At 51.6% G+C, this 26,049-nt stretch carries 20 protein-coding genes; 13 read left to right on the top strand and 7 right to left on the bottom strand.

The window, feature by feature from the left end:
• Positions 1-272 precede the first annotated feature (272 nt).
• The gene (locus JRJ22_RS27515) at positions 273-1,967 is read right to left on the bottom strand and encodes a methyl-accepting chemotaxis protein (protein WP_206102361.1); all 1,695 of its coding nucleotides are present in this window, start codon (positions 1,965-1,967) and stop codon (positions 273-275) included.
• A gap of 238 nt (positions 1,968-2,205) precedes the next feature.
• Between JRJ22_RS27515 and JRJ22_RS27510 the strand changes: the two genes are divergently transcribed.
• Positions 2,206-2,637 carry a MarR family winged helix-turn-helix transcriptional regulator gene (locus JRJ22_RS27510; protein WP_206102360.1) on the top strand — a complete coding sequence of 144 codons (432 nt, stop codon included), beginning with the start codon at positions 2,206-2,208 and terminating at the stop codon, positions 2,635-2,637.
• An 83-nt stretch (positions 2,638-2,720) separates the two neighbouring features.
• Here the strand turns inward: JRJ22_RS27510 and JRJ22_RS27505 are convergent, their stop codons facing one another.
• Positions 2,721-4,592 (bottom strand): LTA synthase family protein, encoded by a 1,872-nt coding sequence (locus JRJ22_RS27505; RefSeq protein ID WP_206102359.1) that lies wholly within the window; start codon positions 4,590-4,592, stop codon positions 2,721-2,723.
• Positions 4,593-4,877: 285 nt separating this feature from the next.
• Between JRJ22_RS27505 and JRJ22_RS27500 the strand changes: the two genes are divergently transcribed.
• Complete coding sequence (locus JRJ22_RS27500) at positions 4,878-7,199, top strand: ATP-dependent DNA helicase (protein WP_206102358.1); 2,322 nt, start codon at positions 4,878-4,880, stop codon at positions 7,197-7,199.
• A gap of 323 nt (positions 7,200-7,522) precedes the next feature.
• On the top strand, positions 7,523-8,491 hold the full coding sequence (locus JRJ22_RS27495) for a Gfo/Idh/MocA family protein (protein ID WP_206102357.1): 969 nt from the start codon (positions 7,523-7,525) through the stop codon (positions 8,489-8,491).
• Between the two features lie 64 nt (positions 8,492-8,555).
• Here the strand turns inward: JRJ22_RS27495 and JRJ22_RS27490 are convergent, their stop codons facing one another.
• Positions 8,556-9,239 carry a CidB/LrgB family autolysis modulator gene (locus JRJ22_RS27490; RefSeq protein WP_206102356.1) on the bottom strand — a complete coding sequence of 228 codons (684 nt, stop codon included), beginning with the start codon at positions 9,237-9,239 and terminating at the stop codon, positions 8,556-8,558.
• Positions 9,236-9,607, bottom strand: coding sequence for a CidA/LrgA family protein (locus tag JRJ22_RS27485; RefSeq protein WP_054942351.1), 372 nt, complete (start codon positions 9,605-9,607; stop codon positions 9,236-9,238). Before JRJ22_RS27485 ends, JRJ22_RS27490 begins: the two co-directional genes overlap by 4 nt.
• A gap of 109 nt (positions 9,608-9,716) precedes the next feature.
• On the opposite strand from JRJ22_RS27485, the gene cidR reads away from it, so the two are divergent.
• The 7 genes from cidR to JRJ22_RS27450 all read left to right on the top strand — a co-directional run bounded on the left by cidR (position 9,717) and on the right by JRJ22_RS27450 (position 19,453).
• Positions 9,717-10,637, top strand: coding sequence for a cidABC operon transcriptional activator CidR (cidR, locus tag JRJ22_RS27480; protein ID WP_206102355.1), 921 nt, complete (start codon positions 9,717-9,719; stop codon positions 10,635-10,637).
• Positions 10,638-10,751: 114 nt separating this feature from the next.
• On the top strand, positions 10,752-11,036 hold the full coding sequence (locus JRJ22_RS27475) for an aspartyl-phosphate phosphatase Spo0E family protein (protein WP_232380973.1): 285 nt from the start codon (positions 10,752-10,754) through the stop codon (positions 11,034-11,036).
• A 214-nt stretch (positions 11,037-11,250) separates the two neighbouring features.
• Positions 11,251-12,657: a DNA-binding protein gene (locus JRJ22_RS27470; protein WP_232381226.1), complete on the top strand. Its 1,407-nt coding sequence runs from the start codon at positions 11,251-11,253 to the stop codon at positions 12,655-12,657.
• A 256-nt stretch (positions 12,658-12,913) separates the two neighbouring features.
• Positions 12,914-13,366 carry a MarR family winged helix-turn-helix transcriptional regulator gene (locus tag JRJ22_RS27465; protein WP_206102353.1) on the top strand — a complete coding sequence of 151 codons (453 nt, stop codon included), beginning with the start codon at positions 12,914-12,916 and terminating at the stop codon, positions 13,364-13,366.
• Entirely contained in the window at positions 13,359-15,119 is a 1,761-nt protein-coding gene (locus JRJ22_RS27460; protein WP_206102352.1) for an ABC transporter ATP-binding protein, read from the top strand. The genes JRJ22_RS27465 and JRJ22_RS27460 overlap by 8 nt, the downstream gene beginning before the upstream one ends.
• The gene (locus tag JRJ22_RS27455) at positions 15,116-17,014 is read left to right on the top strand and encodes an ABC transporter ATP-binding protein (protein WP_206102351.1); all 1,899 of its coding nucleotides are present in this window, start codon (positions 15,116-15,118) and stop codon (positions 17,012-17,014) included. Before JRJ22_RS27460 ends, JRJ22_RS27455 begins: the two co-directional genes overlap by 4 nt.
• Positions 17,015-17,230: 216 nt before the next feature.
• Positions 17,231-19,453, top strand: coding sequence for an MMPL family transporter (locus tag JRJ22_RS27450; RefSeq protein ID WP_232381225.1), 2,223 nt, complete (start codon positions 17,231-17,233; stop codon positions 19,451-19,453).
• Between the two features lie 116 nt (positions 19,454-19,569).
• On the opposite strand, the gene JRJ22_RS27445 is transcribed toward JRJ22_RS27450, so the two are convergent.
• From JRJ22_RS27445 to JRJ22_RS27435, 3 genes are all read right to left on the bottom strand, one after another.
• On the bottom strand, positions 19,570-19,881 hold the full coding sequence (locus tag JRJ22_RS27445; RefSeq protein ID WP_206102349.1) for an antibiotic biosynthesis monooxygenase: 312 nt from the start codon (positions 19,879-19,881) through the stop codon (positions 19,570-19,572).
• A gap of 58 nt (positions 19,882-19,939) precedes the next feature.
• Positions 19,940-20,659: a 3-ketoacyl-ACP reductase gene (locus tag JRJ22_RS27440; RefSeq protein WP_206102348.1), complete on the bottom strand. Its 720-nt coding sequence runs from the start codon at positions 20,657-20,659 to the stop codon at positions 19,940-19,942.
• Between the two features lie 78 nt (positions 20,660-20,737).
• Complete coding sequence (locus tag JRJ22_RS27435) at positions 20,738-22,291, bottom strand: FAD-dependent oxidoreductase (protein ID WP_206102347.1); 1,554 nt, start codon at positions 22,289-22,291, stop codon at positions 20,738-20,740.
• A 144-nt stretch (positions 22,292-22,435) separates the two neighbouring features.
• Here JRJ22_RS27435 and JRJ22_RS27430 point away from each other — a divergent pair, with 144 nt between their 5' ends.
• From JRJ22_RS27430 to JRJ22_RS27420, 3 genes are read left to right on the top strand one after another with little or no spacing between them, the layout of a single operon-like run.
• Positions 22,436-23,806 (top strand): spore germination protein, encoded by a 1,371-nt coding sequence (locus JRJ22_RS27430; protein WP_206102346.1) that lies wholly within the window; start codon positions 22,436-22,438, stop codon positions 23,804-23,806.
• A gap of 35 nt (positions 23,807-23,841) precedes the next feature.
• Entirely contained in the window at positions 23,842-24,906 is a 1,065-nt protein-coding gene (locus JRJ22_RS27425; protein WP_206102345.1) for a GerAB/ArcD/ProY family transporter, read from the top strand.
• Positions 24,903-26,000, top strand: coding sequence for a Ger(x)C family spore germination protein (locus tag JRJ22_RS27420; RefSeq protein ID WP_206102344.1), 1,098 nt, complete (start codon positions 24,903-24,905; stop codon positions 25,998-26,000). Before JRJ22_RS27425 ends, JRJ22_RS27420 begins: the two co-directional genes overlap by 4 nt.
• The last annotated feature ends 49 nt before the right edge of the window (positions 26,001-26,049 follow it).

Genomic DNA, 26,049 nt, shown 5'->3' with positions numbered 1-26,049 from the left:
GAAAGAGGACTTGCTGCTTTTTTAAATCCCCCTCTTTAAAGAGGGGGATTCTTTAAAGGCAATTGAAATGAAATGTTGAGGTGTGAGCGGCGGAGGGGAAGTTTGGAACTGTAGGAGCGTAGCGTCCGCCTTTATGTTTGGATTTCTACCGCGGCCAGCGGTTCCAATCAGGAAATCCAAACATAACAGCGGCCGGAAGTCCAAACATTCCCCGCAGCGGCGGCTTTAACCTCAACCAAGGTCATTTTCATTAAGATTTCCTTTAACAAATCCTAAATTTTAAAGTTCTCGACAAGTACCTGCAGCTTCTCCGCAAGCGAAGAGAGGAAGGCTGCAGAGGATTCCACTTCCTGCATCGCGGCAAGCTGTTGCTGCGAAGAGGCGGATAATGTCTCTGCACCCTCAGCGGTCTGATTGGAGACGGCCACAATACTCTGGATCGCTTCTACGAGTCCCTCGGAGATCAGTGCCAGCTCGCGTACGGTTTCCGAGATCTGCCGGCTCTGCGAGGACATATCTGATACGGAGTGTTCAATCTCGGAGAACGACTGTCCGGCGGCCATAATCATCTCTCTGCCTTCCACCATTTCACCGGTTGAGCGCTTCATCATCTCTCCGGCCTTGTCCATTTGGGTGACAATCAGGCTGACCAATTGGCCGATCTGGCCGGCGGATTGGGCGGAGCGTTCCGCCAGTTTGCGTACAGATCCGGCCACTACGGCAAAGCCGCGGCCTTCTTCTCCGGCACGGGCAGCTTCGATGGCTGCGTTCAGAGATAATAGATTTGTTTCTTCCGCTATGCCGGCGATCGTGCCCACAATGTTCTCGATCTCTTTGGAGTGACTGCCAAGGGATTCGATGATTTCGGACAGGTCAGTGATGCTGTCACTGACAACCTGCATCTGCGAGGTGGTAGAATCCATGGATTCCCGGCCTGAACGGGCCTTAAGGGCATTGCTGGCGGCCGTATTCATTGCGTTGTCAGCATTGCTGGCGATCTCAGTGATGAACCGGGACATTTCCTGAACGGACCGGTAGCTTCCCTCCAAATTTCGCAGCTGGGTATGAGCGCCGTCGGCTAATTCGAGGGTTACATTAACGCTGTGCTCACCAGCGCGGTTCGTCTCCTGTGCACTGGCGGACAGCTCCTGTGATGAAGAGGCCACCAGCATGGAAGTATCGTTGACCTGAGTGATAAGCGTGCGCAGACTCGTTGTCATCTCATTGAAGTCACGGGCCAGTGTGCCAATCTCGTCCTTGCGGTCAAACAGGAGCGGGTCATGGGAAAGATCACCCTTTGCTACGGTGTTTACGGAGCCGGAGAGCTTAGTCAGCGGGCTTACCAGGCGGCGAATGAACAGGTATGCTGCAAGGATGGCCACGATCAGGATAGATATACCGATAATAAAGGGTTGAACAATGATATCCTGTGTCCGTTCCTGAATCAGGGAGCCGTCGAAATTGATAGCCATGAGTGCAATGATAGGTTTGGTTGGGTCGTGATCCTGATAGATGGGGCCGTAGCCGGTTTTAAGAGAGGCACCTTGATATGTATAAACTTCGGAGTATGCGGAATGCTTCATGGTAGTAATCATATCTTTATCTTTTTCTGAGAAATAAAAGGAGTCTCCTGCTTTATATCCCCTCTTTTTGAAATTAGCATCTGCGGCAAGAACTTTGCCGTCCAAGGAGAGGATGAATGCTTCCTTGAAAATCGGTTTATGCGCATTAATCCAGCCAATACGATCCTCGATGGCGGTAAGTTTACTGTTGTCTCCTGCGGCAAGAGCCGCTATGTCAACGGGGTCAACGAGGCCGGTTGTAATATTGGCGCAGCCTACCAATTCAATACCCGCAGCTTCATCTAGTTGATTGTACGCAGCGCGGTATCCGAAGAACCCGATGGATGATCCGACAAGAAGTAATACAATGAGCATCATCCAAGTTAATTTTGTTGCCAATTTCATTGTTAGCACCACCAACCCTGACTATAGTTAATTTTATATGATAATTGCTATCACTGCTAAGATTATAGCGCATCGCTGGGTCTATAAAATGTAGTTTTTTTGTGTCGAAAAAGAACGAATTTGTCTGAAAAAAGCAGCCTTGCAATGATACTTGTCATACCAAAGACAAAAAGCATTGAATCATTAGCTGTAAAAATGATACGCTAGATGCAGGACAAACGGACTGGGAGTGAAAGGAATGCCGCAGCAAATTGATCCTTTGGTAGAATCCTTGGGATTATCCATGTGGAGAGTACAACGCAGAATCACATCACAGATGTCTTTGCATAAAGAAATGGGCCTTACTGTTCCGCAGTTCCATCTGCTGCATATCATTGCACAAGAGAAGCAGGCGAGGGTCATCCAGCTTGCCGAGAAGCTGGAGGTAAAATCAAGCGCGGTTACCGTCATGCTGGACCGGCTGGAGCTGCTGGAGCTTATCACCCGTGTTCCGGATGAGAATGACCGCAGAGCCGTCAGTGTGACGCTTACTACGAAGGGCGAGGAACTGCTCAAAGAAGCACATTATCGGTCGCTGCTTCTGTTGACCGAACACTTATCGATTTTAAAGCCGGAGGAATTGAAGAATTTTGCCGAATATTATACGCTGCTGGAGAAGCAGGAACGATAATCGGCCGGCTCATACCCGTTGAAACAACAAACAGCCACGCTCCAACATTGGAGCGTGGCTGTTTGTGTAATTATTACCTAAGCTTATTCTTTGTCCGGCGCTTTATCCGGCAGCTGCGTAACATAGCTGTCCGACAGCTGGCGTAATCTCAGCGCACGGGTGTATTCATCTTCGGTTCCGGCAGGTGATTTCCCTCCGGCAGCAAGGGTGTACTGCGTGTTGTCCTCAAAGCTGTTGCCGGGAATAAGCAGTGCGGAACTGGCGATAAAGGACCCGGTCGGCAGATAGTAACGCTGCGGCAGCAGATTGTAAGTCTGGGCGGTGATGTCCTGGCCAAAATGAATGGTATCACCCATGGGTACACCCAGCAGGCTGGCTGCTGTCGGCATAATATCGACTTCTCCGCCGACCTGTTCTAGTGTCTGCGGCGCAAGGCTGCCCTGTTCATGGATAAGGAGCGGAATGTTAAGCATGTCGGCATACCCGTATTCATGCCCGTATATTTCCTCCATTAATTCCTTATCGTCATGGTCCAGCGAATATATCGGCAGTCCCATATGGTCTCCGTATACCATGATCAGACTGTTGTCCCAGAGGCCGTTTGCTTTGAGTTCTTCAACAAATTGTCCAAAGGCATAGTCGGCATAATTCTGGGACCGGACATAGTCACCGACAAAAGTGCCTTCATAACGCTCCGGCAGCTTCATCTGATATTTCTCTGCAGGAATCGTAAACGGATGGTGGGCAGACATCGAAATCACTTGAGCGTAGAACGGCTTGCCATCCCCTTCCATTTCTTTAAGCTTATCGGCTGTTTTACGGTAGAGCACTTCATCGGATGCCCCGAAGAAGAAGGTATCCTCATCACCGAAGAACTTATGGTCATAATAATGCTCCCAGCCCAGCGCGCTGTATAGCTCGCCGCGGTTCCAGAATTCTACATCATTCGTATGGAAGGTCGCTGTCTGATATCCGTTCGCCTGCAGCAGACGGGGCAGACTCGGCAGCTCCTTATCTACATAAGACATTGTAGCCGCACCTTGCGGCGGAATATAAAAGGAAGAGTTGACGACGAATTCAGCATCGGATGTATTCCCTTGGCCTACCATCTGATAGAAGTTAGGGAAATACAGGCTGTCTTTCATCAGGCTGTTCAGGTTCGGTGTAATTTCCTTGCCGTCGATCGTGAGCCCCAGCAAAAAGCTCTGGAAGGACTCCAGCTGGATGATAATCAGGTTCTTGCCTTTGGCCGTACCCTGGAACGGGGAGACCGCTGCCGTATCGATGCCCTTCACCTGGTTAATAACATCCTGGGTAATCTCACTGGCCTTCACCAGTTCCGGTTTGTCTTGAGCAAAAATGGTATAAGCCTCATAATTGAGGAGACCCATTTCCTGGGCTTTCTTGATTTCATTCATACTGGCCTTATTGGGCAGAATGTTGAACAAGCACAGTCCGAATGACACCGCGAACAGCAGGCTGTATGAGAACTTTGAGGTTCCGGTGCGGCGGTTGATGTTTTCCTTTTTATATTCCCGGCCTTTTTTATTAAAGAAGAAGTATGCACCAAGAATAATGATATCGGCAAAAATCAACAGATAATACGGGTCCATTAATGAAAATACACTGTTGCGCACAGCGGTGACCTGATTCACCTGCTCGGCTGCATGGTATGTGACAATGACACCATAATATTTGAAATACATAATGGCTGCAAAAAAGATAGCGGTAACTAGCAGGTTCACCAGCATGTAATACCCGAGCTTCCGTTTGGAGGCGAAGGCCTCAATAAGACAAAAAAGGGCCCAGACAAAAGGGATTTCAGTAATTATAGATTTCCAGGACAGCAAATCGCCGAAAATAACGCCCCAGGCCAGGAAACTTTTGAGGATAAAGATGATCGTGAAAAAGATGAATGGTTTGACTAACCACCGTCTAATTGTCAAAGATGACACAGCTTCGCCTTCTTTCTACGGGATGAAACGCCGCTTCCCGGCTGGGAGGATGCAGCGCAAAGACAAGAAAATTCCATATTAATAGAACTTATTATGCAGCGCTTGCCGATGAATGTCAAAAATCAGAAATGCCGTATAAGCCCCGTGGAATGCGTAAGATCAGATGCGCCTCTCTGCAGCAGAGATTAACGTACTCAAATGAGGGTATACAGGGAAAAAAACACGAAAATGACTGCCTGCGCCCAAAAAAAAGGGCAAGGCGGATGATGGAGGTGGACTCTATATATGCAATACGAGGTATTTTCCCTTTCGGTAAGGACTTTGGTGGAATATGTGTTCAGCAGCGGCAGTCTGGAGCCGGGATTCCGCAGCGGTGCGGCAATGGCAGAAGGGACACGTATTCATCAGCATATCCAGAAGCAATATAAGGAAGGAGACCGCAAGGAGGTCTACCTTAAGACGGAGATTCCCCATGAAGGGCTTCTATTCGTTATCGATGGACGGTGCGACGGCCTGTTAACTGGAGAGAATGGGTCCGTTACGGTGGAAGAGATTAAATCTACGGCCGAACTGCTGGAGCCGGATTTCGCAGGACGGGATGTTCATTGGGCGCAGGCACTTATGTATGCCTACATGATTTGTCTTGAGCAGGGGCTATCCGGTATAGAAGTGAAGCTTACCTACGTCCGGCGCGGCGGTGAGGAGCAGCAGAGCCTGTACAGGAATGTCACGCGGGAGGAACTGTGCGCCTTCGCTGCGGATACAGTTGCCAAGTACGCTCCTTATGCAGAGCTGATGGTCCGCCACGGGAACAAGAAGGAGATCAGCATCCGGCAGTTGCCGTTTCCTTTTCCCGCTTACCGGGAGGGACAGCGGCATTTCGCTGCTGCAGTGTATAAATCGGTTTCGGAGGGCGTCAATCTGTTTGCACAGGCACCGACCGGCATCGGCAAAACCATGTCTACGCTCTTTCCGGCGCTGAAAGCGCTGGGGGAAGGTAAAGCAGCCGGGCTGTTCTATCTGACGGCCAAGACGGTGAACCGGCTGGCTGCCCAAGCGGCGATAGCTATGCTGGTCGATCAGGGGCTGCATCTGCATGCCATTACACTTACAGCCAAGGACAAGGCCTGCTTCCGTGAGGAGGGCCTCTGCAGCAAGGAGTTCTGCCCCTATAGAGAAGGTTATTATGACCGGATTAATACGGCGCTGCTGGATATGCTGGAGCATGAGACTCTGATGACACAGGAGGTTATTGCGTCGTATGCCAGGAAGCATGAGATCTGCCCGTTCGAGTTCTCGCTCGATGCCGCCTATGCCTGCGATGCGGTCATTTGCGACTATAACTATATCTATGATCCCAGGATCAGCCTTAAGCGGCTGCCGGAGGAACGGAAGAAGAAAACAGTCCTGCTGGTGGATGAAGCGCATAATCTGGTAGACCGCGGGCGTGAGATGTATTCGGCAAGTCTGTCCAAGGCGCCGTTTCTTACGCTGCAGCGGCAGTATAAATCGGGTAATAAAGCCCTAAGCGCAGCGGCCAAAGCCGTCAATGCCTTCTTCATCGGCTTGCGCAAAAGCTGCAGTGAAGCAGGTGAAGGGGAATGGAGCAGCTATCCGGAGGAGCTTCCGGCTTTACTGGAGGCCTTTGCTCTGGAAGCGGAGACTGAGCTGCTGTCCCCCTCTCTGCCGCTTCTTGCACCGCCCGGGGAAGACGAAGACGGAGATGGAGAAGGGCTGCTGGATACGTATTATTCAGTACAAGGCATGCTGCGCACGTTTAAAACCTACGATGAGCGGTATATAACTTATGCTGAGGTTCAGCGCGGGGATGTATATCTCAAGCTGTTCAATCTGGACCCTTCCTACCTGCTGCAGCAAATGGGCAAAAGCTTCCGCAGCCAGATTCTGTTCTCGGCAACGCTGTCCCCCCTCTCATATTACAGGGACATGCTGGGGGCGCGGGAGGAGGATTACAGCCTGATGGTTCCTTCGCCTTTTCATAAGGAACAATGGCAGGTATCCGTGCTTCCGGTTTCCACGCGGTACCGGGACCGGGAGGATTCCCTGTTCCCGCTCTGTGATGCGCTGAAGGGAATGACTGCGCGTAAAGGCAATTATCTCGTGTTTTTCCCTTCCTATGCTTATCTGCAGAATGTATATGCGCTGTTTACCGAGAAATATCCGGAGGTCTCAACGCTTGTGCAAAGCACCGGTATGAGCGAACCGGACAGGGAGAGCTTCCTTGCCTCCTTCCGCCCGGAGAATCCGCAGACCCTGCTTGGCTTCGCCGTGCTGGGCGGGATTTTCTCGGAGGGGGTTGATTTGCCGGGCGACCGCCTGAACGGTGTAATGGTCGTAGGTGTCGGGTTGCCGCAGGTAGGGCTTGAGCGTAACCTGCTGCGCGCGTATTTCCAATCCCAGGGTAAGAACGGCTTCGATTATGCCTATGTCTACCCGGGCATGTGCAAGGTGCTGCAGGCGGGGGGCCGGCTGATCCGCAGCGAGAGTGACAACGGAACGATTATACTGGCGGATGACCGGTTCCTCCAGCAACCTTACCGGGGGCTGCTTCCTGAGGAGTGGCGGGACTACCTTGTCATGACGTAAGCGCTTATACTGATATGAGACAAACTATATGTAATATGGTGTAGAAGATAGTTTTTAGAAGATTAGAGGGAATAAACAATCCACTATATAAGGTGGGCTTTAGGAACTTGCATGGATAGGCGGTAGAAACGGAGGGGAAGTTTGGAATTGGAGGAGCGATAGCGTCCGCCTTTGTCTGCAGATGTTATCTGCTGGTAGCGGTATAATTCAAAACATCTGCAGACAACAGCGGCCGGAAGTCCAAACATTCCCCGCAGTTTCGCCCTAAGCCGGTCCATTAGACTTCCTGCCCGTATTATATAGCGACCACAGGAGGGAACAAAATGACACTTAATATCGGAATCGTAGGTACCGGCTGGTTCTCCAAAGTACACGCGGATTTGCTGGCGGGAATGGAGGATGTGACGCTCAAAGCCGTATGCGGCAGCAGCCAGGCCAAGGGTGAGGAGATGGCCCGGCCTTACGGGGCCGAAGGCTATGGGGAAATCACGGATATGCTGGATGCCCAGAAGCTGGACGCGGTCTATATTTGTGTGCCTCCGCAATCACACGGGGCCATAGAGCGGGCGCTGATCAGACGTGAGATTCCTTTCTTCATCGAGAAGCCGCTGGGCTCGAGCACGGAAATTCCGGCCAGCCTCCTGCAGGATATCAAGGAGCATAATCTGCTGACCTCGGTGGGCTATCACTTCCGCTATCAGGAGAATATCCAGCGGCTGAAGGCGGCACTGGAAGGCGATAAGGTAGGCATGATCGTCGGACAATGGATGGGCGATATGCCGGGCGTAGCCTGGTGGCGCAACCAGGAGCAGTCCGGCGGACAATTTACGGAACAGACCACCCATATCGTGGACCTTCTGCGCTATCTGGCCGGTGAAGTAACAGAGGTCTACGGGCTGTTCGGCAACCGGATCATGCATGAGCGGCATGAAGGAGTGACCGTGTCCGATGTCGGCACAGTATCGCTGAAGCTGGCAAGCGGGATTATCGCGAACATCTCCAATACCTGCGTGCTGCCGGGCGGGGTGGGCCGCTGCGGCATCAGCTTCTACAATGACAACGGGCTGCTGGACTGGAATCCCGAACGTCTGCTGGAAACGCGCAGCGGCGACAGTAAAGAATATGCGAGCACAGGGAATCCCTACCTGACGGAGAGCGAAGCATTCCTGCATGCGGTACGGACCGGAGACCGTTCGCGTATTCTGAGTGATTATGAGGATGGCTATAAGACGTTGAAAGTGACCTGCGCAGCTTTTGATTCTGCGCAGAGCGGGCTGCCGGTGAAGCTCTAAGAGAAAAAAAGCCCTGCTAATCCGTATTACGGATCAGCAGGGCTGTGGCCCAAGCGGGATCGGCCTAGTGGAGGAAAACAGTGAGCAGCGCAGGCGCAAGGCCGATGGAGAACAGCGCTGTCAGAATCATAGCTATACTTGAGATGGTGCCGGTAAGAGAGCTGAGCTCGAAGGCTTTGGAGGTACCGGTACCGTGCGCAGCGGTTCCCAGCGATACACCGCGCGCAATTTCATTGTCAATGCGGAAGAGGCGAAGTACGGAAGGTCCCATCATTGTTCCCAGTACACCGGTCAGGATGACAAAAACAGCCGTGATGCTCGGGACACCGCCGATGCTTTGCGAGATGCTCATGGCGATCGGTGTAGTTACCGACCGGGGCACAAGACTGGTAGCCAGTTCACCGCTTAAATGCAGCCATTTGGCCAACAGCATGGAAGAAAGAACGGCAATTACCGTACCTGACAGCACGCCAGCCGCAATTTCGGCGGCGTGCTTTTTGAGCACCCTGAAGTTTTTATGTAGTGGGATCGCAAAGGCGATAGTCGCCGGCTGCAGCAGCTTAGTCAGCCACTGGCCCCCCGCATTGTAAGAGTCATAAGGAATTCCCGTCACCAGCAGGATGCTGATCATAATCAGCGGGGTGATGATGAGCGGAGAAAAATACATTTTGCCGGTGGAAGTATAGATCCGTTTCGCCAGCAGATAGACCAGCAGCGTGAGGCTGAGCAGAAGCATTCCTGTAATCATGAGTCTCTACGCTCCTTTACTTTATAAATTGCGCCGGTAAGCAGTCCGGATCCGGCCATGACGGCAAAGGTTCCGACAAGGACCACCGCCAGCACCTGAAGGCCGTCTGCCTCAAGCAGTCTTGAATATTTCATCACTCCCACAGCGGAGGGAATAAAAAACAGCAGCAGTTCAGCTAGCAGCCAGGAGGCACCGACCTCGACCCAATTCAAGCGGACCGTACCGGATTCCAGCAGCAGAAACAAAATGATCATCCCGATGATACTTCCGGGAATGGGAATATGCAGCATAGGGGTTAGGGTATTAATAAGCATGGAGAAGGCCGTAAGTCCGGCAACCTGCAGCAAGCCTAAAGTTATTTTTTTCATAAGGCTTCGCTCCTTTCATTCTAATGAAAGTTTACAACAATTATTTTCATAGGTAAAATGAATATAACGAATAAGTAACATTCCTTTTGTCTATATATGAGGTGAAGATATGGAAATCAGACAGCTGCAGTATTTTGTGCAGGCGGCAAGGCTGAACAGCTTTTCCAGAGCGGCAGAATCCCTGTTTATTACCCAGCCGACGATCAGCAAAATGATCCGCAATCTGGAGGAAGAGCTTGGGGCGGACCTTTTTTACCGTGAAGGCAAAAGCATAAGATTAACCGATGCGGGTGAGATCCTGCTGGCAAAAGCGCAAAATATTGTAGAGTCCTTCGTAAGCCTCTCTTCTGAGCTGGACGGTCTGCGCAATCTGCAGCGTGGCCATATCCGTATCGGTCTGCCGCCCATGGTGGGGGCAAGTTTTTTCCCTGCGGTCATCGGGGAGTTCCACCGGCGTTATCCGGACGTGACCATCCGCCTGCATGAAGACGGAGCCAAAAAAGTAGAAGATGACGTGGAGACGGGCCTGCTGGATATCGGGGCCATTGTGCTTCCTGTAAATACGGCTAAATTTCACTGCTTTACTTTTGTGGAAGAGAAGCTGGAGCTTCTGGTGCCGGTAGGGCACCGTCTGGCAGGTGCGGAGTTTGTTGCCCTGAAGGAGCTGGAGGCGGAGGAGTTTGTGCTGTTCCGCGAGGATTTTGCCCTGCATGACCGGATTATTACGGAATGCGTGAAGGCTGGTTTTCAGCCGAAGGTCGTCTACGAGAGCTCGCAATGGGACTTAATCAGCCGGATGGTGGCAGCCGGCATGGGTATCGCTTTACTGCCGGAGACGATCTGCCGGGATATGGACCGTACACGGATTGCGGTCATTCCGTTGACAGACCCGGTCATTCCCTGGCAGCTTGGCATGATCTGGCGCAGAGACCGATATCTATCCTTCGCAGCGAAGGAATGGATTGCTTTTGCCATGCGCGTGCTTGGGGAACGTTATCTTCCCCCGGAGCAAGCGGGAAAAAATGAATAAATGTAAATTTACACTTGTAATATCTTCGACAATTTTTTCTTTTTTTTCAAAATATGTTTTTTGGCATCATGCCTTATGATAGTGGAGAAGTTGATAGAGGGCAGGTGACTAAACGTGAATTTTTACCGGACTTCCCATGAAGAGCCTAGAAGAGATTATAGAGAAGATGAGTTATTTATTACTATAGAGAGCCTTAGAAGCGAGCTGCTGGAGGTAGCGCAGGAACGCAGCCTCAGCGACCATACGGTTGTGGAGCTCAGCCAGCGGCTGGACGGATACATTGTCCTGGCCCAGAACAAAATGATGGAGAGTCTGCGGAGCCGCCAGAATGAAGACGTCCCGTACGGGAAAATCACCAAAAGCAAGCGGATTAGAAGCAAAGCAGCCTTCCAGCAGTAATGCTTACTGCAGCTGCAGCCTGAATTTTGTAATAGAGATATTAGGTGCCATTCCTTCGCTGCTTTACCAGGATAAACCATTAAAATTATTTATGTTTTTATAATGAAGGTCCCGCTGAAGCGGGGCCCTTTTGTTGTGCTTTCAATAGTCATCCCCTATAATGGCAATTAATAGAAGAGTTAATTTAAGCCGCTGAGGAGGGTGCCGGGTGGAGATGAAACTGACAACATTACGCTCCGAAATTGAGAATAATCTATTCCGCTCCGGGTATAACCTCGCCTCATTTGCGAAAGTATCCGGCCTCAACCGGGGGAGTCTGAGCGCCATTCTTCACGGCAATCCGCCTAAGCCGGTTTCCCTGGGACAGCTGGATGCACTTACGAAGGCCTTTGGATTCCCGGAAGGGTGGTTCTATACCCTTTATGTAGATGAATGCTTCAGCGAAGACAAGGTCTCGCGCCGCAGGGTGGAGCCCTTTTTAATCCGTTGTGTGGAAACCGGTAAACAGCAGTGTGTGGATGACATACTAAACAGAATCATGGAATATCCCAAGCCGCTGGATGTGGTCTACTCGGTAGCGGAGAAATTATTTGCCGGCGGGAAGATTCAGGATGCAAAGGACTTTTATAAAATCATTGTTGAACAGGAGCAGGACAGCTCTTCTGAACGTCTGGCCATCAGCCAGTACCGGATCTTCAAATCGCTGGAGTCTGTTGTGGATATGGAGGAAATGCTGCGGGCGGTCATCACCTTTGAGCCGTTCCGCGGCCGTATTCCAGAACATCTGCAGCTGGACGGGCTGCTTAAGCTGGCAAATGTCTGCTTCACGCTGCACCGGTGGTCAGACATGGAGAGATACACGGATGAGCTGAGGGCACTGGCCGACGGGATTTACCGGGAGCAGCTGCGGAAGAAGACGGGCAGACGTACGGAAGAGTTACATTTGCTGCGGCCGCTCGTGCTGTATTATGCCCATGGACATTTGATGAAGGCGACAGCACTCACCAAACAGGGGAAATATGAAGAAGCCCAAAAGTTTACGGCTATGTATGCTGACCTGGGCTGGTTTGAACTCCTGGATGAAGAGGGGCTGCGCATCGTCGATGCTTTCCGTTCCTTTGCTGTTGGCAACAGCTTTACCCTGGAAATGCAGGTGGGTAATTTTACGGTTCTGCCGGAGTATACAGCATATATGGCGAAGCAGCCCAGTGAGATTCTGCCCGGCCTGGTGAGTATTCTGGAGGCTGCCAACCGTTTCGGTTATTCAGTAGATCATATACTGGAACAGTTTTCGGCGGAGATGGCCCGGTTTGAACAGCTTCAGGACCGTCTCAACATTGAACGGATCTACCGGCTCGGGTATCAGCTGGCTTTATACTATTCAGAACGTAGCCAATATACGCGTGGGATTGATTATATTTTGCAATGTCTCAGGGCAGCCATTCAGCTTAACAGCGCCAAGGACATCCTCGAATGTGTAACGTTATTTGAAGAGAGCCGCGAGAGAGCGGACGGACAGCAGCTGCTGCGGTACAGTGAACTCCTTAAAGGACTAAGAAAACATCAGGATCTGGCTGCCAGCAGGGAACGACGTTCTGCCATGGCAGAGCGTTCCTTCTAAGCGGGGCTCTTAAATGAATTAAACAAAGCGCTCCTCCGCCCCCGGCGGGGGAGTTTTGGTGTGCTGCAATGCTGCTGATTTGTTCGTCATTCCGTAATATTTGATAGCGCATTCAAGGTTTGACAAAGAATTATATTGAAAATATAATTAGGTTACCTAATTAATATTGCATTTAATTATTAGTTAACCTAAGTAAAATAAGGGGATGGGAAGCATTGGGATAAACAATGAAAATCCAGTCGCACAAAAGCTGTTTATGGCTCTACGGCAGCTGCGTAAAGCACATGTGCATCAGGCTGTTGAAGGGCATAAGCCGAGTGAAATGACTTTACTGATATGCCTTGCAAGAAAATCGCGTTCTGCGGAGGAAGGGCTCAAAGTATCCGAAATCAGCCGTTTGCTGGGGATAACGCCTCCCACAGTTACGCAGCTTATCAACAGCCTTGAGGCCAAGGACATGGTCGAGAGACAGCCGGATCCTTCTGACCGGAGAGTGGTGCGCATCCGGCTGACGGAGCAGGGCAGAGTGATCACAAGAAAAGCGAGAGAGCACATGGATGCTTCCCTGAACAAGCTGGTGGAATATCTGGGTGAGGAAGAGAGCACCCTTCTGGCGGATCTCTTGCTGAAGGTACATGAGTTTATAGAAAATAATCCGCGCCCTGACTTAGATCGGTTACAAATGAACGGAGATGAGAAGCTTGATTAAATTGTTAAAAGGACTTAAGCCCTTTCGGTGGGGCGTTGCAGCTGTATTAATCCTTGTTTTTCTGCAATCCATGGGTGATTTGTATCTTCCAACCCTGATGTCCGACATCGTGGATAAAGGAATCGTACATGGCGACCGAGATTATATCTGGAAAATCGGTGCCTATATGCTGCTTGTGGCAGGCGGCGGTGCGCTTTGCTCCGTGATTGCCAGTTATTTGTCGGCGAAGGTAGCCGCAGGCTTCGGGAGAAACACCCGATCGAAAATGTTCAAACATGTAGAGAATTTTACGCTGCATGAATTTGACAAAATCGGTACAGCTTCACTGATTACACGCACAACTAACGATATTACTCAGGTACAAACCGTATTGACGATGATGCTCCGCATGATGGTCGGTGCTCCGATGATGATGATCGGGGGGATTATTATGGCGGTGTCGGAGGATGCCAAGCTGTCCCTGATCTTTGTAGTTGTAATTCCGGTGCTCGTTGGCGCGATTTTCTTCATCGGGATGAAGGGGCTGCCGCTGTTCAAAGCGATTCAGGTCAAGCTGGATACGTTGAACCGTGTGCTGCGCGAGCATTTGACCGGTATCCGTGTTATCCGTTCATTTAACCGGATCGATCATGAGAACAGAAGGTTCAGTGCAGCCAACCAGGATCTGACGGGAACGGCCATTAAGGTTAACAAAATCATGGCCGGATTAATGCCTGTCATGATGCTTGTTATGAACTTTTCGATGATTGGCATTCTGTACTACGGTGGTATCCGGATTGGTGACGGCGACCTGCAGGTCGGCTCGCTGATGGCTTTTATTCAATATGCGATGCAAATTATGTTCTCCCTGATCATGGTATCCATGATGTTCGTGCTGATTCCCAGAGCTTCTGCTTCCGCACTGCGAATTAACGAAGTGCTCGATATGCAGCCTGAGATCAATGACCCGACCAGAGGGGAGCTTCAGACTACAGCTACAGCCACCAAAAAAGACGGACGTGATGCCATGCATGGCTTTGTCGAATTCGACAACGTGTCCTTCTCCTATCCAGGAGCGGAGCAGCCGGCCCTGTCCGGGATCAGCTTCAGCGCCCGCCCCGGTGAGATTACAGCCATTATCGGCGGTACCGGATCAGGTAAATCTACACTGCTCAGCATGATTCCGAGATTCTATGATGTCATTGAAGGCGCCGTACGGGTGGATGGGGTGGACGTCCGTGAGATGACGCAGGAGGATCTGCGCAGCAAGATCGGTTATATCCCGCAAAAGGCGGTGTTGTTCACCGGAACAATCAGCGAGAATATCCGCTACGGTAAAGATGACGCTACCGACGAAGAGGTTATTCATGCAGCTAAGGTAGCGCAGGCCTACGACTTCGTCTCGGCGATGAAGGATGGCTTTGGCTCGGAGATTGCCCAAGGCGGCAGCAATGTCTCCGGCGGCCAGAAGCAGCGGCTCTCCATTGCCCGGGCTCTGGTAAGAAAACCGGAAGTATACCTGTTTGACGACAGCTTCTCCGCACTTGACTTTAAGACGGACGCTAAGCTGCGGGCTGCACTTAAAGAGGAGACGACGGAATCAACGGTGCTGATTGTTGCCCAGCGGGTCAGCACGGTTATGGACGCCGACCGGATTATCGTACTCGATGAGGGTACCATTGCCGGAATCGGCAATCACCGCGAGCTGATGGAGAATAGTGAAGTGTACCGCGAGATCGTATCCTCGCAGTTGTCAGAGGAGGAAATAGCATGAGTGAGCAAAATCGGCAAGTGAAGCCCCCGGCCCGCCGAGGCGGCGGCTTTGGACCAGGCCACGGCGGACCCGGCATGGGAATGCCTCCGGAGAAGGCCAAGGATTTCAAGGGCACGCTCCGCCGGCTGATCACGTATCTGCGGCCCCGTCAGGTGCAGCTGCTTATCGTGTTTATTACGGCCATAGCCAGTACTGTATTCAGTATTTTCAGCCCGAAGGTCATGGGTAAAGCTACAACCAAGCTGTTCGAAGGAGCTTACGGACTGCTGATGGGTGTCCCGGGAGCTGCGATTGATTTTGATTATGTGAATAAAATTCTGCTTATTCTGGGCGGTCTATACCTGTTTAGCGCTTTGTTCAGCTATATCCAGCAATATGTGATGGCTGACGTTGCACAGAAGGTTGTGTTCGATATGCGTGAGCAGATCAACAGCAAGCTGGAGCGCCTGCCGCTGAAATATTTCGATTCCCGGACCCATGGGGAAATACTCAGCCGCGCAACCAATGATGTGGACAATATCAGTACAACGCTGCAGCAGAGTTTAACCCAGCTGATTACGTCCATTGTGACCATTATCGGCGTTATCATCATGATGCTGACGATCAGCCCTTGGCTGACTCTGATCACCATAGTTACCCTGCCGCTTAGCTTTGCAGTTATTATGATGATCACCAAACGTTCCCAGGGCTATTTCATCGGCCAGCAGAAATCGCTCGGCCAGTTAAACGGCCACGTGGAGGAAATGTATACCGGTCACCGGATTGTAAAAGCCTTCGGCCGTGAGCAGCAGTCGCTTAACGAGTTCAACAAAATCAATGAAGACCTCTATAACTCCGGCTGGCGTTCCCAGTTCATGTCCGGAATGATCATGCCGCTGATGATGTTCATCGGTAATCTAGGGTATGTGCTGGTCTGTGTGGTCGGCGGGATTTTTGTTACCAAGAAGGTTATTGAAGTCGGTGATATTCAGGCTTTCATCCAATATTCGCGCCAGTTTACAATGCCGATTACCCAAACAGCGAATATCGCCAACATTATACAATCGACGATTGCTTCAGCAGAGCGTGTCTTTGAACTGCTGGATGAAGAAGAGGAAGTGCCTGAGACTTCAGCCTCTCTGGCGAAGCAGGCCAAAGGCGCGGATGAAGGTGCTGTGGAGTTCCGCCATGTGAAATTTGGATACAAACCGGATGCGATTCTGATCGAAGACATGAACATTGATGTCAGTCCCGGACAGACGATTGCGATTGTAGGACCAACCGGTGCTGGTAAAACGACGCTGATCAACCTGCTGATGCGGTTCTATGAAATTAGCGGCGGAGAGATTATCATCGATGGCGTGAATATTACCGACATGAAGCGCAGTGAGCTGCGCAGCAAATTCGGCATGGTGCTGCAGGATACCTGGCTGTTTAATGGTACCATCCGCGACAATATCGCTTATGGCCGGGAAGGTGCGAGCGAAGCCGATGTTATCCGGGCTGCAAAAGCTGCGCACGCTGATCATTTTATCCGTACACTTCCGCTCGGCTACAATACGATTCTGAATGAGGAAGCCTCCAATATTTCACAAGGGCAGAAGCAGCTGCTGACCATTGCCCGGGCAATTTTGGCTGATCCTTCGATTCTGATTCTGGATGAAGCGACCAGCAGCGTAGATACCCGGACTGAAGTGCAGATCCAGAACGCGATGAAGACGCTGATGACCGGCAGAACAAGCTTTGTTATTGCCCACCGTCTGTCAACCATCCGCGACGCGGACCTCATTCTGGTGATGAACCAGGGCAGTGTGATTGAAAAAGGTACGCATATCGAGCTGCTGGAACAGGGCGGATTCTATGCCGATCTCTATAACAGCCAATTCTCAGGCGATGACCTGCCGGATGCAGGCTAAAGATAGAGCCGCCTAACCCGATTTCATTAGAATAGTTACCGTAAGGACTCACGCCCTTCTGCTCACAGTAGACTTGTACTACTAAGAACAGAAGGGCGTTTTTTGTATCAGTATAAAAAAAGATTTGCTTAAAAATTTTAGGGTATATATGATAAGGGTAATAAAATGACCCGCGGCTCATTTTTGAAGACCGGGGTAAAGAAGGGATTGATTAAAATGTCGGGCTACGGGAAATGGGTGGCAGGCCGTACTACCAAATGGATCACTCTGCTGATATGGATTGTGCTGGTGGGGATACTTACAGTTCTGTGGCCTTCCGTAAATTCACAGGTACTGAACAATGCGCAAAATCTTCCCGAAACTGCTCAGTCCGTCAGGGCAGCTGCTGTTGCAGAGCAGGAGTTTCCAAGCGGCAGCGGTGTCCCGGCACTGCTGGTATGGCATCGGGAAGGCGGATTATCAGAGGAGGATCTAGTACATATCATTGCGGTATACGGCAAGCTGGAGCAGCAGCCGCTTCCGCATCAGAATTATGTGCCGCCGCTCGGGCAGCTGCCGCCGCAGGCGCTGCAGGCTTCACTGTCGGAGGACCGCAGTACTCTGGTCACTCCGGTGCTCTTTGACAAGGCTGCAGACAGTGATCAGCTGGGTGAAGCGATAACGGAAATGAAATCGGTGATTAGTAAGGAGACCGGAAATGATCCGGCGGCCGCCAAAGTGGACGGGAGTGAACTAAGCCTCCGGGTATCCGGTCCTGTAGGAATCTCCATTGATGCAACCGGGCTGTTCAAGGACGCGGACGTCTCCCTATTGATTGCGACAGTCGTTCTTGTGCTTGTATTCCTGCTGCTGATCTACCGTTCGCCGATTCTGGCGCTGATTCCGCTTATAGCAGTAGGATTTGCCTATGGTGTTACCAGTCCGCTGCTTGGACTTATGGCCCGGGAGGGCTGGATTACGGTTGATTCCCAGGCCGTGTCGATCATGACGGTGCTGCTGTTCGGCGCGGGAACCGACTATTGCCTCTTCCTGATCTCGCGGTTCCGCCAGATGCTTAAAGTGGAAGAGAACAAAGGGCGCGCACTGCTTAGCGCGATTACCCATTCTTCCGGAGCGATTGCGATGAGCGGCTTCACGGTCGTGCTTGCGCTGTTTGCATTGCTGCTGGCAAAGTATGGAGCCTATCACCGCTTTGCAATTCCGTTCAGCGTATCCATTCTCATCATGGGTATCGCCAGCCTGACACTGGTGCCGGCACTGCTGGCGATCTTCGGGCGGATGTCGTTCTTCCCATTTGTGCCGCGCACACCGCAGATGGAAGCAGAGCGCGCAAGAGCCAAAGGCAAACCGGCTCCAAAGCCCAAGACCCGCAAAAAGGGAATCGGCGGCCTGGTAGTCTCCCGTCCATGGACGATTGTGGCGGTAACCATTATTGGCCTTGGCATTCTGGCCTCCTTCTCCAGCGGGATTAAGTTCACTTATGATATTTTGTCTTCTTTTCCGGAGGATATGGAATCCCGGCAAGGCTTTGATCTGATCGGCACGCAATTCTCCCCCGGAGAGCTGGCGCCGGCCAAGCTGATCATTGATACACAAGGACAAGTAAGCGGTGAGGATTTCAAGTCTGTTTTGGGCGGGATATCCTATATAGATACGGTATCCGACCCGCAGCAGGGTGCGGTTAATAAAGATATTGTAGGCTTTGATATTGAGTTCAAGAGCAATCCGTATTCACTTGAGGCAATGAGCCATATTCCGGCGCTGCTGAAAACAGCTGAGCAGGCGCTGGCTGAATCAGGCCTGGATCATGCGGAAGACAGTGTATGGATCAGCGGGCAGACGGCAACCCAGTATGACACCAAAGAGCTGGGTGAACGCGATACCGACCTGATCATACCGGTGGTCATCGGAATGATTACCCTGCTGCTGCTGATCTATTTGCGGTCGGTGACGGCAACCGTCTACCTGGTGGCAACCGTCATTCTGTCCTTCTTCTCCGCCCTTGGGCTCGGCTGGATTATCATTCACTATGTACTGGGGGCCGATGCGATTCAGGGATCGATTCCGCTATATTCCTTCGTCTTCCTGGTTGCACTCGGTGAGGATTATAATATCTTCATGATCTCTAACATCTGGAAGAAGCGCAAACGGATGCCACTGAAGCAGGCGATTGCCGAAGGGGTTAATGAAACCGGATCGGTCATCACCTCTGCCGGGCTTATCCTGGCAGGAACCTTCGCTGTCCTTGCTAGCCTGCCAATTCAAGTACTGGTGCAGTTTGGCATCATTACCGCGATCGGGGTGCTGCTGGACACCTTCATCGTCCGGCCGTTTCTGGTGCCGGCGATTACCGTGCTCTTTGGCCGCCTGGCATTCTGGCCCGGCAAGCATCAGGAGCTGGAGAAACCGCTGCCTGCCAGCGCCGATGAACATTATTAAGGCTGCAGCTTAAGCCTGAACAACAAACAGGGATGCCTTCGCTTAGACCTAAGGTCTAAGGCTGGCATCCCTGTTCCTGTTCTTGTATTAACCTGCTGCGGTATGCAGGAGGATATTTATTGCTCCGGCTGGCGGCTGATTACAAGCTCATATTTGTCGAGCGAAGCGCCCAGGATGACTTCATTTCCGCCTGCCCCGCGGTGTGATTCGCGGAAGGCGGGGCTGGCTGTCCAGCCCTTGAACGCTTCCTCGTTCTCCCATACGGTGCAGATTTTCAGCTCTTCTACGCCTTCTTTGGCGGCACTGTGCCATACTTCCAGCCGGACAAAGCCGGGCATGGATTGTACACCGTTTGCCACTCCAAAACGCTGGGCCAGTGTTGCCCCGTGGCCTTCCTTGACCTTTATTGTATTGGTGACGACCAGCATAATTGCAGTTCCCCCTCAAAGTCAAAGTATCGCAAAGTATCAGCTAAGCTAAGCTAATTTATTGCGGATTAGTCGTCCAGATGCCTGCGGTTTTCAGGAATACGCGGTCCGGCAGCTTCAGTGCCGCTAAGGTCAGTTCGGCTACATCCTCCGGCTGCATCATCCGGTCTTCATCGCCGATCTTGAGGCCCGCATTTTCGGCCAGACCCGTATTAACCGTGCTTGGCGTCAGCGCCACGACCCGGATATTGTGCTTGCGCACCTCCTGGGCAAGTGCTTCAGTCATGCCCATGAGGGCAAATTTGGAGGCACAGTAGGCCGAACCGGTGGCAAAACCGCGTTCACCGGCTGTGGAGGAAATGTTGATGATGTTACCGCCGCTGCGCTCAATCATGGCCGGCAGAGCTGCACGGGTAACATAATAGGTACCGAACAGATTGACCTCCATGTGCTTCTCCCAGTCAGCCGGATCCATCTCCAGGAAAGTGCCGAATTTGGCGATCCCGGCATTATTAATCAGTGCATCGAAGGCACCAAGCTCATGCTGCAGCGAGACAACGGCCCGCTCCGCCTCTTCACGTACAGAAATATCGGCTACAGCAATGCTTACCTTGACATCATAGACTTCGGTCAAGGCAGATTTCAGTGCCTCCAGATCCGCAGATGTTCTGGAGATCAGGCCCAGGTTTGCACCTTCCTTGGCTAATGCCATCGCTAATGCTTTGCCGATTCCTTTGCCGGCACCTGTGATCACAATACTTTTTCCTCTTAAATCCATGACTTTTCTTCACGCTCCCTATCGCTCTATTATTGAGGTTCCTTTACAACCCTATTATACCTGAGCGGAAGCGGACAATCACTTTTCCGGCGTAAGCTTCGTAAGTGGCACTGTAGCCGGGCCCTCCAGCACCTTACCCTCATAGGAGAAGCGGGAGCCGTGACAAGGGCAGTCCCAGGAACGTTCGCCGTCATTCCACTCGCATTCACAGCCCATATGGGTGCAGGTCCGGTCTACCAGATGCAGCTGGCCTTCGGGGTCACGGTAGGCACCGACGCGTTTGCCGTCATGAAAGACAACCGCGCCCTCATCCGGCGCAAGATCGCTTGTCTTTTTGCGGATAATCTCAACCTTTCCGGCTACCAGCTCTTTGGCGACATTGGCGTTCTGTACAATGAAGTTTTTGATGCCGGGGTTCGCTTTGAAGCGGGAAGGATCGTACAGACTGCTGTATGGATTCGTCTTCCCCTGAATCTGATCCGCGATCATACGTGCAGCCAGCGTCCCGCTGGTCATACCCCATTTACCGTAGCCGGTGGCGATATAGATCTCTTCATCCTCTCCTGCCCGTCCGATGTAAGGGACTCTATCCAGCGTAACGAGATCCTGTGCTGACCAGCGGAAGGGGATTTGCTTAATCCCCAGCAATTCTCCGGCGAACAGCTCCAGTTTCTCATAGTGGCCGAAGGTGCAGATCCCCTGTCCGGTCTTGTGGTTCTCTCCGCCGACAATCACAAGTCTCTTGTCGCCCCATTCCACGGCACGCAGAGACCGTGTAGGATTTCCGGCGCTGAGGTACATGCCGCCCTCAAAGTCCGTTTCCGGCTCGATTGCCAGAGCATAGGAGCGGTCAGCATGCAGGCGTGTGAAGTATAGCCCGCCTCCATCATAGAACGGGAAATGGGAGGCGGAGATGGCATGACGGCAGCGGATTTGATGCTCGCTGCCTTCGGTGTACAGCGTGAGGCGGTCGCCTTTGTCCACCTTTTCGCCGATCGTGGTGTGCTCGTAGACAACGCCGCCTTTGTCGAGGACAGCCAGCAGCATCCCTTTAAGGTATTCCAGAGGATGAAAACGTGCTTGCCCCGCCAGCTTAATGGCTCCTCCGGCCATCAGCGGCAGCGGAACATGGTCCAGCCATTCTCCCGGCAGACCCAGCTTCTCGTAAGCCTTGAACTCCTTTTCAAGCTGCTTCAGCGCTTTTTCGTCTCCCTGATCGGCATAAAGATAGGCGGACTCACGATGAATTCCGCAGGACAGATCAAGCTCTCCGGCTGTGGCAAGGATCCACTCCAGCGATTCACTATGAGATTGGAAGTAAGCCCGCGCCTGCTCCTCACCGAAATGACTCAGCAGATCATGATAGATCATCCCGTGCTGGGCAGTGATCTTGGCAGTGGTAAATCCGGTAGTTCCGGTTAGAATCTCTCCTGCCTCCAGCAGAGTGACCTTATAGCCTGCATTACTAAGGAGATAGGCCGCCGTAATTCCCGTTATTCCCGCGCCTACGATTGCCACATCTGTAACATGGTCTTCCGCAAGCCTCGGAAAGGAAGGCAGCTCAGTCGTACCTCTCCATAACGATTCCGGAAATTGGGGAAGACCTTGTGAGTTCATGTTCGATGTATTCATTATCCAATCCCTCCATGTGCAATATTTCATTTCATTTATTACCACATTACTGGTAAAAGAAACCTGGCAGCCCCAGGTGCATGAAATAAGAACTGCTGTGCCAAAATAAGGTTCAGCTTCCGGAGAATTCGGCAGAGGAGGATAATGATGCCTGCGCAGCAGATCGTGGAGGAAGTATCCGTACAATGGATCAAAGAGCAGCTCAGCCATTTTGCGGACCTGGAAGAAAGAGTGCTGACGGCGCCTTCGGGAAAGGCTGGTTTGCTGTATATCAAGAGCATCACCGACCCGCAGATCATTAACCGGAGCATTATTGCGCCTTTTTATGAGATGGATAATCCGGCAGTCTATGCAGAATATCTGGCCGCCTATCCCGGAAGTGAAGAGGCAAAGACAGGGAAGCATGTACTGGAGCTGATGCTAAGCGGTTATGCCTGTGTCCACACCGAGGGGAAATTATGCTTCTTCGAGGCGCTGAAGGCGGAGACCAGAAGTGTCAGTGAGAACATGACGGAGAGTGTAACACAGGGTCCATCGGATGCGCTGACCGAGAACCTGGCAGTGAACCTGAATCTGATCCGCCGGCGCTATCAATCCGCCGAACTCAAAATGGAGTCGATACTGATCGGAAATATTTCCAGAACCAAGGTGGCCATTCTTTACGATGACAGCCGGGTGAACCATCAGGTGCTGGACGAGCTGCGCGAAAGGCTCGGGACATTACGAATAGATCTTTTACAGGCTTCAGGGGAACTGGAGAAATACATTAGCGGTGACAAGATGCGTATCTTTCCGAAAACTATAGTGACCGAAAGGCCGGACCGGGTTGTATTTAATCTGGCAGAGGGGAAAATTGCAGTAATGCTGGATACTACAGGCTTCGCAATCCTGTTGCCGGTAATCTTCAACGATTTCTTCGTGGCGATGGATGACAAGATCCAGCTTCCTTTTGTCGGCCGGTTCCTGAAGCTGCTGCGGATCACAGGCGTAGCCATGACACTCTGGCTGCCGGCGCTGTATGTAGCCTTTACCTCCTATAATCCGGAAATTGTTCGTGTGCAGATTGCGCTGCTGATTGCCGGGAGCCGGGCAACCGTCCCTTATCCTTCCTTTGTGGAGGTGCTGATTATGCTGCTCATGATGGAGTTTCTGACAGAGGCGAGCCTGCGGCTGCCCCGTGCGATCGGGCCAACGGCAACGACAGTCGGCGGTCTGATTCTCGGGCAGGCCGCAACGGCGGCAGGGCTGGTTGGCAATATTATGATCATCCTGGTATCAGCGGTGGCAATCTCCAATTTTATGATTCCCCTGAATATGATGAGCTTCTCGATCCGTGTGCTGAAATATTTGTTTATTATAGCAGCAGCTGTTCTCGGCTTGGTCGGTGTCGTGGTCTGCCTGGTCGGATTCACAATGTATCTGTGCAGCCAGAGAAGCTTCGGGCAGCCGTATTTCAGGATGTTCTTCCTGGACAGCCTCGGAACCTCCGGCAGGCAGAAGGGCGGCGGGCGCTGATGGGTCAGAGCCGCTATTTTTACTGGCTTTTTTTAATGAACAGCCTGATCAATATTATTAACTTTGTCCCGAGAGAACTTATGGATGCACGGTTTAGGGGCGCACAAACCTCGATCCTTGCGGCAGTAGTGCTGGGAACTGTGTTTGTCTATCTGTTCACCGCACTCATGGCAAAGTTTCCGGGCAAAGATGTACAGGAGATTCTAACCGCTGCCATTTCCAGAGGGGTTATCAATCCGCTGATCATTATCTTTGCTGCACTATGGTGTGCCGCCGGACTGATTACGATCCTGTCGTTTATCGATATTACGCTGCGTTTTATCAGTCCCGATACCGGCCCTTACCTTGTAGTACTCGGCTTTTTGGTTGTTGTCTGTTTTTGCGCCCGGATGGATTCTCTGTCCCTGCTGTACGGGCTGGAGGTGATGCTGGGAATCAGTGTGCCCTTAATCCTGTATACGCTTATTAAAGCGGTGACTAATCCGGATTTCAGCTGGGATGCGGTTCTGCAGATCATCACTTATTTTCCGCATGCGCCGGATGTTAAAAGCATGGCCGCAGCCACTTTTTCCTTCAGCGGTTACATCAATATGGCTGTATTCAACCGGGTGCTGCCAAAGATGAGACTGAAACACCGCTGGATCCTGGGGGTTCAGGGACTGGCAGTGCTGCTGCTGACCTTCTATGTTCCAATAGGCTATTTCGGCACGGTTGCGGTGGAGAGGCATGTCTATACGTGGTTTTCTACGGCCGACAGTATCGGGATTAATACCTTTATCATTGAGCGGATGCTGTTTATTTTTTATTTTGCTTATCTTAATCTGTCGCTGACCAGTGTGATTATCCATTGGCATGTAGGCAAGGAGCTGCTGACTGGGCTGTTCCCCTCCCCCAAAAACCCGAAGTCCAGGGCAAAAAAATGGAGGGAGCTAGCGATACTCGGCTTGTTCAGTGCAATCACCCTGACCTTAATGAGGCTCGATCAATACCAGTTAAATATATTAGGCATATGGTTTCTGCTTGCCCGCTGGTTAGGGGAGTTACTGCTGATTATGCTGCTATTCTACTGTTACACCATGCTGAGGAGGCGGAAACCGTGAGGAGATTGCTGTTAGGAATCGGTCTCCTGCTACTGTGTCTGACAACAGGCTGTGAATACAAGGATATTGACCGGCGGATATTTGTGGTAGCGATTGGCATTGATCCCGGAGAGAAGGAGGATCATTACAAGGTCAGCCTGAAGCTTGCAATCCCCCAGGGCGACGTGACCAAGATTGACGAAAAGATGCAGATCCTCACCGAGGAATCCTCCAGTATTTCTGAGGCGCTGCGCAGAATGAAATCCAAGGTCGAGAAGGAACTGGATTACGTGCACTGTAAATCACTGATCGTAGGGGAAAAACTTGCGGCGGAGGATATTAGGCATGTCCTGGACTGGGCCGTGCGCCGCAGGGATATCCAGCTTATTCTTAATTTTGCCGTTGGCCGACCGGAGGCACTTCAGGTCATTCAGGTAAAACCCCCGTCAGAGCGGATTCCCTCCAATTCGCTGATAATGGCCATGAGCGGACAAGGGACCGAATCCCCCTTTATTGCCAGTGTATATGCCTATCAGCTGATGAGGAATATTTATGAGAACGGGAAGGACCCCATTCTGCCGATTATCGAAGCGCAGGGCAAAGAACAGTTTCTGATTAATCAAATCGCCCTGCTGGATAAACAAAAAATCCGGCTGGTGCTGAGTCCCAAGGAAACCAGGCTGTTTAATCTGCTCACCCGCTCTAATCTGCGGACTAATTTTCCGGCCACGGTAGATGACGGGAAATACCAGTACTATACAGAGAGCAGCTCCTCCAGCTACCGGATTATCACTACTAAGGAAGGCGAGCCTGCGATCCGCTACAAAATCAAAATCAAAGGCATTCTCGAGGAGAGCAGCACACAGGAGATCGTCACCCACAGCCTGCTGCAGCAAATATCTGATGCCGGGGCGGAAGCCCTAAATCAGGAAGTTGAGGCTTTGCTGTATAAAGTGCGGGACAGCGGACTTGATCCTTTCGGCTGGGGAATCCATTATGGAGCCCGTCACTGGAATAACAGCACAGAATTAAAGGAGTGGGAGCGGTTGTATCCCCGGCTGAAGTTTCAGGTGGAAGCTGCCGTGGGGGTGAAATATTCCGGAATGATCAGATAGGCGGCAGAATGGATTGACGTTGGGGTATTCAGGATTTATACTTGATCTA

The organism is Paenibacillus tianjinensis (genome assembly GCF_017086365.1).
In the GTDB taxonomy this organism is placed as follows: domain Bacteria; phylum Bacillota; class Bacilli; order Paenibacillales; family Paenibacillaceae; genus Paenibacillus_AQ; species Paenibacillus_AQ tianjinensis.
Note: the sequence above shows the minus strand (reverse complement) of the source record. Positions and strands in the feature narration are given on the sequence as shown.